This window comes from Tritonibacter litoralis (genome assembly GCF_009496005.1).
Taxonomy (GTDB): Bacteria; Pseudomonadota; Alphaproteobacteria; order Rhodobacterales; family Rhodobacteraceae; genus Epibacterium; species Epibacterium litoralis.
The window spans coordinates 495,835-508,522 of the sequence record NZ_WIBF01000001.1; the positions used below are offsets into that span (position 1 = coordinate 495,835).

Here is a 12,688-nt window from a genome sequence, read left to right on the forward strand (position 1 = left end):
TTCCTAAGAACGATGGGCAATTGTGATCTGCGTCACATCACAGGTACCGGTTTTGAACGCAGCCGCACAAGAGGTTAGGTAGAAATTCCACATTTTACGGAAGCGCTCGTCAAACCCAAGTCCCTGAATCTGGTCCCAACGCTCATTGAATGTGCTGTGCCAGCGTCGCAAGGTCTGATCATAGCTTGGGCCGAATTCAACCGATTGTTCCACTTTGAGACCTGCGTTCTCCACTTGCTGACGCAAGACGGCAGGGCTTGGCAGCATACCGCCGGGAAAGATATGTTTCTGAATGAAATCAATCCCGCGCTGATAAATCTCCCAGCGGCGGTCAGCGACCGTGATAATCTGCAAGGTCGCGCGCCCCTCGGGTTTCAGCCGGTTGCGGATGGTGTCGAAATAAGTGGGCCAGTATTTCTGCCCCACAGCCTCGAACATCTCGATGGATGCGATGCCGTCAAACCGACCCTGGCAATCGCGATAGTCCTGCATCCGCAGATCCACCTGCCCAGAAAGCCCTGCCCGATCAATACGTTCGCGTGCGAATTTCAACTGTTCTTCGCTGATCGTCAGCCCTGTGACCTTTAATCCCCGTTCTTTGGCTGCGTATTCAGCAAATCCCCCCCAACCACAGCCGATTTCCAACACGTGATCGCCGGGTTTCACCCCCATCTGATCCACCATCGACGCGTATTTGGCAGTTTGCGCCCCTTCCAGGCTTTCTTGGCCCGTGTCGAACTTGGCACTGGAATAGGTCATGGTGTCGTCGAGCCACAGGCTGTAGAAATCATTCCCCAAATCATAGTGATAAGAGATGTTCTTGCGTGCTTGTTTGCGGTGATTGCGGTGCAGCCAAAACCGGAACCGCTCATAGGCCCGGGCCAGGGATTGCCCCGGAAACCCGTCATAAACGGTGTCCGCGCCCATATGAACCAGATCCATAAAGGCTTGCAGGTCGCTTGTGCTCCACCAGCCTTCCAGATAGGCGTCCGAAAACCCCAGATCGCCTTCGCGGATCAGACGCGCAAAACTGTCGGTATGGTGGATGTGTAAGTCAGCGGCCGGGCCGGGCGCATGCCCTTTGGCGCGAAAAACCCGCCCGTCCGGTAGATAAATGTCTAATTGCCCTGCTTCCATTTTGCAGAGCGCATGAAAGACCTGCGAAAAATAACGTGGCAGGTTCTTGTGGCCTTCGGTGGTCGTGAATGGCATTCGCTTCCCCGTCGTAATCATTATGTTTTCAGGCTAGAAAAGAAACAGATTTGTGACAAGTTTTCTCTGCGCTTTTTTCCCTAGCCCCTTTGTTTCATTGCCTGATATGCCGCAAGCGCCCGATTGCGCCCCTCGGTCAAATTGACAACCGGATCGGGACGTAGCGCGTTTGCCGACAGCGTCCAGCTTTTTGGACAGGCTTTAAAAAAATCAATTGAAAGGGACGCAGGCGTCAATTGCCCCTCGGCGATCCAACGGTTGCAATAGGTTCCAGCCGGGTCGAATTTTTGACGCTGACCGTCGGGGTTAAAAATTCGAAAGAATGGCGCTGCATCAGGTCCACAACCGGCCACCCATTGCCAACCCATCGCATTGGCCGCCGGATCCCAGTCAACAAGGCAGTTTTCAAACCAGTCCATGCCGGTTTTCCAGTGTGCCATCAAATGCTTACACAGGTAGCTTGCGGAAACCATGCGAACCCGGTTGTGCATCTTTCCGGTCACCAAAAGCTCGCGCATTCCGGCATCGACCAAATCGATGCCCGTCTGCCCCCGCTGCCAAGCCAGCACTTCTGGGCCGATCTCATGGGTCCAGGGAAAGGCATCCCAGCCCTCCCGCCAGTTTCGGGTCAGGATATGTGGTGTATGATACATGAGATGGTAGGAAAACTCCCGCCAAACCAGCTCTTTGCGAAAGGTCTCAACCGCCCGCGACGGGGGCGCCTTGTCACACATCGCCCAGATCTGGCGCGGGCTGATTTCCCCCCAGGCAAGGTTTTCAGACAGGCCTGACGTTGCATCCTGTCCCGGCACATCCCTCAGCACATCATATTGCGCAAGGGTTTCCTGCACAAAAGTCTCTGCCCGTGCCAAGGCCAATTCCTCCCCCACCCGGCAGTGAGAGGCCACCACATCCGCCGCGTGATGCATGCGCCGGTCATAGTCCAGATCCTCCAGCCTCAGACTGTTTGGCCAACGCATCGGCTGTCTGAGATCACTTGGCGCAGACAATGGTGGCGGCACTGGCAATGGAGAGACGGCGCGCCAGAATGGCGTGTAGACCTGAAAGAAGCCACCTGATTTCTTTTGAACCGTCCAAGGCTCAAACAGCAGGCGACCACCAAAGGAACGCGCCGTAACACCTTGTGAACGCAGGGTTGTCTTGACCTCGGTGTCGCGCTCAATCGACGCGGGATCATAAAGACGCGACCAATAGACCCCATGGGCCTGTGTCTCCTTGGCGAGATCGCTTAGAACCGACCGCGCATCGCCGCGTTTCACAATCAGACGCAGGCCTTGCGCTTTGAGGGATTGCGCCAGCTTGGCCAGCCCCAGGCCCAAACGAAACTGCGGCGCTGCTCCCAGCGCGTCCTCGGCGGGATCACAAATATAGACCGGCAGGACCGCGCGCCCCTCACGGGTGATCTGATGTAGTACCGGATTGTCAGACAGCCGTAGATCACGCCGGATCCACCAGATAATCGGTTGGTCTTCTGACAATTCAATCTCCTTTTGCGCCTACAGGACATCCTCCAACGCGTTGAGAAGATGATTTATTTCGTCGGGCGACGTGTAATGTGTAAAGGAGATACGCAACACTCCACGATCTGGATCAATTCCCAGTGCACGAAGCGCACGCACTGCGTAAAAATCGCTGGCACCCGCCATAATGCCGCAATCTGCCAAGGCGGCCGCGATATCTGTTGGCGGATCCTCTAACGCCAGCGCCAAGGTCGGCGCGCGCTCCACGGGGTCGACCGGCCCCAAAAGACGCAGATTGTTCTTGGCTTTTATCCAATCCAGCACGGGGCGCATCAACGCCACTTCATGCGCACGCATCAGATCATGGACCAAACCAGCGCGCTGCCCCTGATCCAAAGCGCCAGCGCCGTGGTGAGCGGCCAGGCTTTCGAAATATTCGACCATGCCTGTACAGGCAGCAACCTGCGCGTGATCCGGACCGGCGGGGGTAAAGCGCTTGTACCGGACATCGCCGTTGAAAAAATGCCCCTGGTTCGGCAACAGATCTGCCAGGGCACGCCGCACAACCATGATCCCTTGATGCGGTCCATAGGTTTTATAGGCGGAAAACAAATAGATATCGGGCCCAAGTGTTTCGACATTGGGCAACCCGTGCGGTGCATAAGAGACCCCGTCCACGCAGACAAACGCGCCCGCCGCATGGGCGATGGCTGTGATATCCGAGACCGGGTTCACCTGCCCTACAACATTGGAGCAATGTGGGAAGCAGACCAGACGCACATCCTCGTCCAACAGCGCTTCCAGCGCCTCAAGCTTAAGCTCGCCCGTTTCAGGGTTCATTTTCCATTCGCGTATGTCGATCCCATCCTCCGCCAGCCTGCGCCAGGGGCCGCTGTTGGCTTCGTGGTCTTGATCCGTCACCACAATGGCTTCGCCGGGCGACAGAAACTGGCGAAAGGCCTGCGCCAGAACATAGGTGTTTTGCGTGGTTGACGGGCCAAAGCTCAGCTCGTCCACTTCCACCCCAAGCCAAGCAGCCAATCCAGACCGCGCAGCGTCCATTTCATCCCCGGCAATCCGCGACGCCTCATAGGGGCCATAGGGCTGTACCTTGCGCTGATGGTAAAACCGCGTCAGCCGATTGATAACCGGCGCGCAGGTATAAGACCCGCCTGCGTTTTCAAAAAACGCCTGCCCGGCCAGGCTTGGTTCTGCAAATGCCGGAAACTGCGATCTGACAAAATTGAGGTCAAGGTCCGCCATGGCCGCATGCTCCTGTTTTGGGTTGGCTCCAAGCTTGATTAATCCCGACCTTAGCGCAAGGGGTGTGACAATCTCGTTTTTGAAAAAAATCGCTTTGCCGATGCAGACGCCGTAATCTGCCTAACGCTTTCAAAATTTTGCCTCTTTAACTCCCCGTGCTCTCAGCCTATATTTGATACGTTCCTTCGGGGACTATGGACATAAACGCGCTCGTAATAAACGGATCGGACCCGGGGGCGGTACCCGGCGGCTCCACCAAATCACAATGGCGACTTTCTTCGTTTGGGAAGGCTGTCATGATCTTGGGGCCGAAATAGGATCGACGGACGTCTAAAGGGGTTAGCTTTGTCTCGGCTGTCTGCCACCGTTATCGGCGAAACTAGTACAATTGCAAACGACAATCGTGCTCCGGTTGCTCTGGCTGCGTAAGCAGTTCGAGTCGAACCGACTTTAAGCCCTTGCGCCTAGCCGCGTAAGGCGGGGTTCGCAGGTACCTGGCAACAGAAACCTGCACTTTCCCCCAATGAAACACGGTAAACCACACCATAAATCTCTGCTACGTCGCTTCTTTTTTGCGAGAATGACACATTGATAAACGAGCTTGTGTCGCAGACGTAGGCTTGGGGTGTTCAGCCGCAGTGTAACAAGGCACCAAGAGCAAATCGTTTCGCATGCGCTCTATCGCTGGGCGCGTGATGGGTTTGACGAAGGCCACAACGGGCCCAGCACGCGCGGCTGAAGAACGGAGCACAAGACATGTCCCCTCATTTTTCGGAGTTGCTCCGGGTGTTTGGCCGGATCGGCCTTTTGTCGTTTGGTGGCCCCGCCGCGCAGATCGCGTTGATGCATCAAGAGCTGGTCGAGAAGCGTCCTTGGCTCAGCGAAGATCAGTTCCTGCGCGGGCTCAGTTTTTGCATGTTGCTGCCGGGGCCCGAGGCCATGCAGTTGGCGACCTATGCCGGATGGCGTTTGCGCGGGACCTGGGGCGGGGTGCTGGCCGGGGCCTTGTTTGTCTTGCCCGGTGCTGTGGTGATTGCCCTGCTGCTTTGGCTTTATGTCACCTTTGGCAACCAACCCCTTGTTGCGGCGGGTTTCATCGGGATCAAAGCCGCTGTGATCACCATCGTGTTCAAAGCGCTCTGGGGGCTCAGCCAAAAGGCATTGCACCGACCATTGGATGGGGTGTTCTCGCTGTTTGGTTTTGTGGCGCTGTTTTTTCTGGACCTGCCCTTTCCAGCGGTGATCCTGGTGGCCGCCACTATCGGTGCAGCGCTGCCTGCGCTTTTTTCCATCAACGGCACAACGCCTGCGACGACGCCCCCCCGGTCCAGGACACCCATTTCAGGCCATTTGGGCCAGATCGCCCTGTGGGCCGGGCTGTGGCTGATACCACTGATTGCCTTGTCCGCGTTGGGTGCACCGTTTCTGGCAGATATCGGCTGGTTCTTTGCCAAGCTTGCGGTGGTGACCTTTGGCGGTGCCTATGCGGTTTTGTCTTATATGACACAGACTGTGGTTCAGGATCAGGGGTGGATCAGCTCTGGACAGATGGTCGATGCCCTTGGCCTTGCGGAAACCACACCGGGGCCGCTGATCCTGGTCACACAGTTTGTGGCCATGCTGGCGGGACAGACAGCCGGGACCGCAGCAACTGCGCTGGCAGCAGGAGCCATCGCCTTGTGGGCAACTTTTATCCCCTGCTTCCTCTGGATTTTTGCGGCTGCGCCTTATGTGGAACAACTGACCACGATCCCGCGCCTGAATGCGGCGTTAAAAGCAATCACGGCCACGGTTGTTGGCGTCATCCTGAACCTGTCGTTATGGTTCGCCCTGTCGATCTTGTTTGATCAACACCACCGCATCGACACCGGGCTGTTCCGCTTTGACTTTCCGGAATGGACCCGCATCAATCTGCTGTCATTGACCCTTGTGATCCTGGCACCGCTGACCTTCAAAGCCCTGCGCGGCAACCTTTTCTTGTTGCTTCCCGTCATGGCTGCCCTGGCCATCGCCGCGCAACAGCTGCCTTTTCTGAGCCAGACGACAGGGTAAAATAATGTGCACGCCATCTGCGCAATCTCTTTAGTTTCCACAAAATTCGGCTATGCTGACTGAAAAAGAGCAAGGGAACACTCTATGACCGGCGAAATCGATTATGGAAATCTGATGCATGCCGCCATGCGGAGCTTGATCAAGACCGTTCTTGAACAAGTGGGCGAAATTGGCCTGCCCGGCAACCATCACTTTTTCATAACGTTTGACACCAATCACCCCGATGTGCAGATCGCGCAATGGCTGCAGGATCGCTACCCCGGGGAAATGACCGTTGTGGTTCAGCACTGGTTCGAAAACCTGGTGGTGGATGATGAGGGTTTTTCGATTACGTTGAACTTTGGCGACAGCCCAGAACCGCTATACATCCCGTTTGACGCGGTGCGCACCTTTGTTGACCCTTCCGTTGAATTTGGTCTTCGGTTTGAAAGCCCCGAGGATGAAGAGGAAGAAAGCCCCGTCCTCTATGAAGTCACGGACGAGGATGAGGCTGAAGACACACCCGAGGAGGATAGCGGTGAAAGCAAGGATGCTGAGGTTGTGTCGCTGGACAGCTTCCGCAAATAACCCTCACAAAAACCACATAAAAATTGGGGGCTAAGCGCCCCCTTTTTGATTAAGCCGTGTCTTTTGATTTCCCTGTATCGCAGCACTCAGGGCTGGCGCGCCAGGAAGCTTTTTGCCTCAAGCCGGGGGAAACCATTTCGGTGGGCCGAGAAATGCAGATCCAAACCGCCGTCGACCAGCGTCCGGTCGTATTGCTGTATCTCGTAATCTCCGTTTGGATTGATAAACAACGAAAACACCGTCAGCGTGTCGTCGCTCAGGCGCGCCCAGACATAGGGTTCGCCTTTTAACGGGTCCAACGGCACTGCATGCCCAAAGACATTCTGCCGCATCGCTGCAGAGTAGAGATCGCCGCGTCCACCGGGTTCAAACAGAATGTCATAGCTTTTGTCAGAGACTTTGCCTGACGCTTTGGTCCGGCGGGTGGTCCATTTGACCCAGAACCCTTCGCCCGCGGCGCGGATCTCTACATGCATATTGCGGGTCTCGGTCTCGCCGTTTTCCCGCTCCACCTCAGCTGTTCCGGAGTAAATTCCAAAAAACCGGACAAGCTCGGGATCCGCCTTTGATCCGTATTTCTGCGCCTCAGCTGCCAAGGGGGTGAACAGCGTCACCAGCGCCAAGAACAAAACCGCGATACCGCGCAGACCAAAGCTGCAGCAGGCGCGGACGCGCCCGACGGCGGTGTAAAGATGAAGCGCGTGTGTCATTTCAATTCACCCAGTCCGGAACATCTACCCCACCGCGACAGGCGGCAAAGCACTGCTGTTGTAAAGCTATGTATGTCCCGGAATCGGTTTTGAAAAGGTTTCGATGCATTTGTGAGCGTTAGCATGACATCAAACATACCCAAGCCAATTGAACCGTTACCCCCCTTAGGCTAAAGCCTCTGGGACGGTTTACCAGACGGAGAGAGACACCATGTCCGAAACCCGCACCGAAACAGACAGCTTTGGTCCGCTTGAAGTTCCTGTTGAGAAATATTGGGGCGCGCAGACGCAGCGCTCGATCATGAATTTCCCCATTGGCTGGGAAAAACAGCCCGTTGCCATCGTGCGCGCGCTGGGTGTGATCAAAAAAGCCTGTGCCATGGCGAACAAGGCCAGCGGCAAAATGGATGCCAAGATCGCAGATGCTGTGATCCAGGCCGCCGGTGAGGTGTTTGAAGGCAAGTTTGACGACAACTTCCCGCTGGTTGTCTGGCAGACCGGGTCCGGCACCCAGTCCAACATGAACTCCAACGAGGTGATCGCCAACCGCGCGATTGAAATCCTCGGCGGCGTGATCGGCTCCAAAGATCCGGTTCACCCGAATGACCACTGCAACATGGGTCAGTCCTCAAACGATACCTTCCCGACAGCCATGCACATCGCCGCCGCGATGACCGTGCGCGACGTTCTGCTGCCCGGCCTGACCAAACTGGCCGAAGGTCTGGAAGCCAAGTCGGAAGAGTTCAAAGACATCATCAAGATCGGCCGCACCCACACCCAGGACGCGACCCCGCTGACGCTTGGTCAGGAATTTGGCGGCTATGCCCATCAGATCCGCCAGGGCATCGCTCGCGTCGAAGCAGCCCTGCCCGGCATTTATGAACTGGCACAAGGCGGCACCGCCGTGGGGACCGGTCTGAACACAGCTCCCGGCTGGGGTGAAACCGTCGCGGCGAATATGGCTGAAATCACCGGCCTGCCCTTTGTCACCGCGCCGAACAAATTCGAAGCGCTGGCCGCCCATGACGCCATGGTCTTTATGTCCGGCGCATTGGCAACCGTTGCCGGTGCCATGTACAAGATCGCCAATGACATCCGCTTCCTGGGCTCTGGCCCGCGTTCCGGTCTGGGCGAGTTGATCCTGCCGGAAAACGAGCCGGGCTCTTCGATCATGCCGGGCAAGGTGAACCCGACACAGGCCGAAGCCATGACCCAGGTTGCAGCCCACGTCATGGGGAATGACGCAGCGATGAAATTCGCAGGCAGCCAAGGTCACTTTGAACTCAACGTCTACAACCCGATGATGTCCTATAACCTGCTGCAGTCCATGCAGCTGCTGGGCGATGTGGCTGACAGCTTTACCGAACGTATGCTGAACGGCATCAAGGCAAACGAGCCGCGTATCGACAAGCTGATGAAAGAGTCGCTGATGCTGGTGACCGCTCTGGCGCCAACCATCGGCTATGACAACGCGACCACCGTTGCCAAAACCGCGCATAAGAACGGCACCACCCTCAAAGAAGAAGCCATCGCGCTTGGCTTTGTGGACGCCGAAACCTTTGACGCAGTGGTGCGCCCGGAACAGATGATCGGCCCCAAAGCCTGATCCTATGTCACATGACCGACGAAACGCCCGGATTTTTCCGGGCGTTTTTTTTTGTTGCGACGGAAATCACAAGCTGATCCGTTGAACGCCAAAGACTTTTGAACGGAGCCTCCCTTATGCAACGGTTTTCGCCCTATATTTTATGGGTCATCCTCGCCTTGCCCGCCTTTGGCATGGCCTATGATCTGGCGACCTCGACAAGTCCCCGCATCTATCACATTCTGGTCCACCCCAGCGGTGAGTTTGCCGCGCGGTTCATGATCATTGCCATGCTGGCAACCCCGCTGATGCTGATTTTCAAGGGCTGGCGTGGCCCGCGCTGGTTGAAAAAGAACCGCCGCTATTTTGGTGTGGCTGCGTTTTTCTATGCCGCTGCACACACTGTGTTCTATCTGATCGACAAGTCATCGCTTGATCGGGTGATGACCGAACTGCCGCGGCTCTATATCTGGACTGGTTGGGTCGCCTTTGTGATCTTTATTCCGCTCGCCGCGACCTCGATGGACTATTTTGTCCGCACCATGGGCCCGCGCTGGAAACAGCTTCAGCGCTGGACCTACCCGGCTGCGGTTCTGACGCTGATCCACTGGGCTGCCCTACATAATTGGGGCCACCCCCAAGCCGCCATCATCCACTTTGCGCCGCTGATCCTCTTGGAATCCTATCGCATCTGGTATTGGTATCTGCGTCCACGCAGCCCGCGCGCGGCATAGGGCTGGATTTCCCGCAGCACTCGGCTATGGTTATGCCATGGCCGAGATTGTGAACCTGAACCGCTTCCGCAAAGACAAAGCCCGCGCCGACAAAAAGGCGCAGGCCGATGAAAACGCCGTGAAATTCGGCCGCAGCAAATCTGACAAAGCGCTCGAGACCGCAAAGGTGGAAAAATTCATCCGCGATCTGGATGCGCATAAGACCGACGAGTGATGAGCCTGCGGCCCAAAAAACACTCGCTGACATTGCGGGGCCATCGCACCTCTGTCTCGCTTGAGGATGAATTCTGGGACGCCTTTCGCCAGATCGCCCGTCTCGAAGGGCGCGCGCTGAATGAGCTGGCGGCAGAGATCGATGAAACCCGTGGAACCGATTGTGGCTTGGCTTCGGCTATTCGCCTATATGTTCTACGCCATCTGCAAGCCCGCGCGGCGTCAAACGCAGCCTGATCCCATCCTTGGAGCGCACCGTCAGATGCGCGACGGGGCGCGGGGGGGTACTGCCCGCATATTCCACGCGAAATTCCCGCAGGATCATCGACAAAAGCAGCACGCCTTCGACCATTGCAAACCCGGCACCGGTGCAGACCCGTGGCCCGGATGAAAACGGCATGTAAGCCTCCCGTTGGCATTTTTTACCGTTCTCGGTCTGCCAGCGCGTTGGATCAAACCCGTCCGGATTGTCCCACAGCCGCTCATGGCGGTGCAGATGCCAGGGGCTGAGGACGATCTGCGATCCAGTGGCGATATCGCGATCCCGGAACCGTTCCGGGCAGGCGTTTTCCCGCACCATCATCGGCACCGGCGGATAAAGGCGCAGCGTCTCCCGAAACACATCGCGGGACAGGCGCAGTTTCGATACCACGCTGAAATCCGGCCCCGTGATCGCCTGCGCCTCTGCGGCCAGCTTCTCTTGCCACTCTGGATACAGCGCCATCAGATAGAGCGCCCAGGCGAGCGCCGAGGCGCTGGTTTCGTGTCCTGCCAGGAAAAAGATCGCGACCTGATCGACCATTTCATCCGCGTCAAACAAATCGCCGGTTTCAGGATCGCGCGTTGTCATGATCTTGGTCGCCAGATCATCCGGCGCACGGACCGCCGCAATCTCAGCCTGGCGCGCATGGGTCAGTTCTGCAATCAAACGCCGGATTTCAGCCGCATTGGCTTTGGTGCCCCTTCGAAAAAACCGCGGCATCCAACGCGGCAAGGGCACAAAAGCTGCGATATTCAAAAGCGGCTGGCTGCGTTGATAGTCCCGAAACCTGTGGAACACGGCCGCGGCGGTTTCATGTTCGATCGGGATGGAAAACAAGGTGCGGAAAATCACATCCGCTGCGAGGTGCGAGGTGACCTCTTCGATTTCCACCACTGGCCCCTGCCCGCGCAGCCGCCGCACCCCGGCCTCACCAGCGGCAAACATCGCGGCAAAGGTCTCTTTCAGCCGCCCACCTTCAAAGGCTGGGTCAATGATCCTGCGCTGTCGCTTCCACATCTCACCATTGGTCACAAAAACCGATTGCCCCAACAAAGGGCGCAAACCTTCGGCGATGCGATCTGACTTGGGGAAATCATCGGGCCGCTGCCGCAGCACCGTATCCACCAGCTCCGGCTGGTTCATCAGGTAGGACCGAAAGAAGGGCGTGCGAAATTCGGCCATCCACGCCCGATAGAGCCGCGCCGGTTGCGCAGACAAAATGTCATCGCGAAACAGCCGAGCATAGCGCCACAGCGACACCCGATCCGCACGGGCCGGAGGTTTTGGCGGAAGCTGAGGGTCTGTGGTCATTCCAGAGCCATGGATGTGTATTTTGAGACTTCAACATCGATACGTGCTGGCGATGCCTTGCGGGCATGATACCGGGTGCGCAGGGTCTGTGGCCCGGCTGTGATCTGAAAATAATCATAGTCTCCGGGGCGATCAAAGGCGCAGAGATACTGAAAATGCAGCCGAAAGAACCGCCAGCGCAGTTCGGCCCATCGCTTGGGGCTGAGGGTCTGGGTAAAGGCCGCAGACACCACCAAGGGCCAGCGTTTCTGTGGCGTTGCAACCCCGCTGACAGCAACCGGATCGCACAACGCAAAGGCGCAGCCATCTCCCGGTGCGGTGACATCCACCCAGGCCACGTGATCCTGAAGCGACAAAAATTGAAGATCCCGGCGCAACCGCGCCGCTTTGGGCAAAAACGATACCATCGGCACCACCTGCCCCAATGTCAGAAACGACAACGTGGGACCGCCATCTGGCATCCCTTGGCGCAGCAAATCGGCCAGAACACTGACCCCCACATGCGCCCCGGAAGAATGGCCAACCACCAGCACCTCGTCCACATCAGTCTCGTCCAGTGCCGCACGGATACGCGCGGCAAACTCAGCCATACGCGCTTCAAGCTCGGGGGAGTTTTCCCCACGCGATGCGGCGGAATAGGCGTAGTCATGCATCAGGTAATAGGCAAACAGCTTGTTGTCCAAACGTTTAAACCAATGTAGCAGCCGCGCTCCGACAAAACCGCCAGCCACCCAGCCGACCATATCGGCAATAAACCCAGGCACTGTGATCTGTTCCCAAATCGCCACAAACCCCTTGTGCACCAATACCGCCAACCCCAGCGCCAAAAGCGCCTGGATCAACAGCATCAAAACCGGATAAAGGGCTGCAATCACAGGTCCTTTGCGCAGCAACATCAACCGGTTGAGCGTACCCGACGCAATGTAGATCCAGGCGGTCTGGATCAGCTGCAGATAGGTGCCAACAATGCTTGCATCCATGCTGTCGCGCACAATGTCTGACCAGACCATGACCTCAAAATCGGTCTCAACCGTCTGATCCGCAATCTCTGCATCAACACGCCAGCCAAAGGCACCCTGAACCGTGGCAGGCGACAAGGTCAACGCATAGCCCGAGATCTCGGCCTGGGCCGCGCCCTCTTTGCGATAGAGCTCACGATAGCGGCGGGGATGAATCGGATCATAGCCGGGGATGTAAAACACCCGCCGCCTTTGCACCCTACCCTTGGATGGATCCGCAGCCTTTGGTTCGGTCACGCTCTGCTCGCTGGTTCCTGATCGATCCCAGCCACTGTAATC

Annotated in this window: 12 protein-coding genes and 1 other RNA gene; 7 read left to right on the plus strand and 6 right to left on the minus strand. The window is 57.1% G+C overall.

Features of this window, described 5'->3' with window-relative positions:
• Window positions 1-3 precede the first annotated feature (3 nt).
• From GFB49_RS02375 to GFB49_RS02385, 3 genes are all read right to left on the minus strand, one after another.
• Window positions 4-1,212, minus strand: a complete 1,209-nt coding sequence (locus GFB49_RS02375; RefSeq protein ID WP_153214186.1) for an SAM-dependent methyltransferase — start codon at window positions 1,210-1,212, stop codon at window positions 4-6.
• An 80-nt stretch (window positions 1,213-1,292) separates the two neighbouring features.
• A complete protein-coding gene (locus GFB49_RS02380; protein ID WP_153214187.1) occupies window positions 1,293-2,711 on the minus strand; it encodes a cryptochrome/photolyase family protein in 1,419 nt (472 codons plus the stop codon).
• 18 nt (window positions 2,712-2,729) lie between these two features.
• A complete protein-coding gene (locus tag GFB49_RS02385) occupies window positions 2,730-3,956 on the minus strand; it encodes an aminotransferase class V-fold PLP-dependent enzyme (RefSeq protein ID WP_153214188.1) in 1,227 nt (408 codons plus the stop codon).
• Window positions 3,957-4,096: 140 nt separating this feature from the next.
• On the opposite strand from GFB49_RS02385, the gene ssrA reads away from it, so the two are divergent.
• From ssrA to GFB49_RS02400, 3 genes are all read left to right on the plus strand, one after another.
• Window positions 4,097-4,471, plus strand: a transfer-messenger RNA (tmRNA) gene (ssrA, locus tag GFB49_RS02390).
• A 241-nt stretch (window positions 4,472-4,712) separates the two neighbouring features.
• Window positions 4,713-6,008, plus strand: coding sequence for a chromate efflux transporter (chrA, locus tag GFB49_RS02395; RefSeq protein WP_153214189.1), 1,296 nt, complete (start codon window positions 4,713-4,715; stop codon window positions 6,006-6,008).
• 84 nt (window positions 6,009-6,092) lie between these two features.
• Entirely contained in the window at window positions 6,093-6,575 is a 483-nt protein-coding gene (locus GFB49_RS02400) for an SspB family protein (RefSeq protein WP_153214190.1), read from the plus strand.
• 86 nt (window positions 6,576-6,661) lie between these two features.
• On the opposite strand, the gene GFB49_RS02405 is transcribed toward GFB49_RS02400, so the two are convergent.
• Window positions 6,662-7,285, minus strand: coding sequence for a hypothetical protein (locus GFB49_RS02405; protein ID WP_246149573.1), 624 nt, complete (start codon window positions 7,283-7,285; stop codon window positions 6,662-6,664).
• 211 nt (window positions 7,286-7,496) lie between these two features.
• Between GFB49_RS02405 and fumC the strand changes: the two genes are divergently transcribed.
• From fumC to GFB49_RS02425, 4 genes are all read left to right on the plus strand, one after another.
• Complete coding sequence (fumC, locus tag GFB49_RS02410; protein WP_153214191.1) at window positions 7,497-8,891, plus strand: class II fumarate hydratase; 1,395 nt, start codon at window positions 7,497-7,499, stop codon at window positions 8,889-8,891.
• A gap of 116 nt (window positions 8,892-9,007) precedes the next feature.
• Window positions 9,008-9,604: a protein-methionine-sulfoxide reductase heme-binding subunit MsrQ gene (locus GFB49_RS02415; RefSeq protein ID WP_153214192.1), complete on the plus strand. Its 597-nt coding sequence runs from the start codon at window positions 9,008-9,010 to the stop codon at window positions 9,602-9,604.
• Window positions 9,605-9,641: 37 nt separating this feature from the next.
• On the plus strand, window positions 9,642-9,818 hold the full coding sequence (locus GFB49_RS02420) for a DUF4169 family protein (protein WP_153214193.1): 177 nt from the start codon (window positions 9,642-9,644) through the stop codon (window positions 9,816-9,818).
• Complete coding sequence (locus GFB49_RS02425; protein WP_153214194.1) at window positions 9,818-10,054, plus strand: ribbon-helix-helix domain-containing protein; 237 nt, start codon at window positions 9,818-9,820, stop codon at window positions 10,052-10,054. The genes GFB49_RS02420 and GFB49_RS02425 overlap by 1 nt, the downstream gene beginning before the upstream one ends.
• On the opposite strand, the gene GFB49_RS02430 is transcribed toward GFB49_RS02425, so the two are convergent.
• Window positions 9,996-11,390, minus strand: a complete 1,395-nt coding sequence (locus tag GFB49_RS02430; RefSeq protein ID WP_153214195.1) for a cytochrome P450 — start codon at window positions 11,388-11,390, stop codon at window positions 9,996-9,998. The genes GFB49_RS02425 and GFB49_RS02430 overlap by 59 nt on opposite strands.
• Window positions 11,387-12,646, minus strand: coding sequence for a hypothetical protein (locus tag GFB49_RS02435; RefSeq protein ID WP_343032443.1), 1,260 nt, complete (start codon window positions 12,644-12,646; stop codon window positions 11,387-11,389). Before GFB49_RS02435 ends, GFB49_RS02430 begins: the two co-directional genes overlap by 4 nt.
• Window positions 12,647-12,688: the final 42 nt, after the last annotated feature.

What these genes read in the sequence shown, in the direction of transcription:
- GFB49_RS02375 (WP_153214186.1), bottom strand. Translation starts at nt 1,212, where the DNA reads ATGCCATTCACGACCACCGAAGGCCACAAGAACCTGCCACGTTATTTT.
- GFB49_RS02385 (WP_153214188.1), bottom strand. Translation starts at nt 3,956, where the DNA reads ATGGCGGACCTTGACCTCAATTTTGTCAGATCGCAGTTTCCGGCATTT.
- chrA (WP_153214189.1), top strand. Translation starts at nt 4,713, where the DNA reads ATGTCCCCTCATTTTTCGGAGTTGCTCCGGGTGTTTGGCCGGATCGGC.
- GFB49_RS02400 (WP_153214190.1), top strand. Translation starts at nt 6,093, where the DNA reads ATGACCGGCGAAATCGATTATGGAAATCTGATGCATGCCGCCATGCGG.
- GFB49_RS02405 (WP_246149573.1), bottom strand. Translation starts at nt 7,285, where the DNA reads ATGACACACGCGCTTCATCTTTACACCGCCGTCGGGCGCGTCCGCGCC.
- fumC (WP_153214191.1), top strand. Translation starts at nt 7,497, where the DNA reads ATGTCCGAAACCCGCACCGAAACAGACAGCTTTGGTCCGCTTGAAGTT.
- GFB49_RS02415 (WP_153214192.1), top strand. Translation starts at nt 9,008, where the DNA reads ATGCAACGGTTTTCGCCCTATATTTTATGGGTCATCCTCGCCTTGCCC.
- GFB49_RS02420 (WP_153214193.1), top strand. Translation starts at nt 9,642, where the DNA reads ATGGCCGAGATTGTGAACCTGAACCGCTTCCGCAAAGACAAAGCCCGC.
- GFB49_RS02425 (WP_153214194.1), top strand. Translation starts at nt 9,818, where the DNA reads ATGAGCCTGCGGCCCAAAAAACACTCGCTGACATTGCGGGGCCATCGC.
- GFB49_RS02430 (WP_153214195.1), bottom strand. Translation starts at nt 11,390, where the DNA reads ATGACCACAGACCCTCAGCTTCCGCCAAAACCTCCGGCCCGTGCGGAT.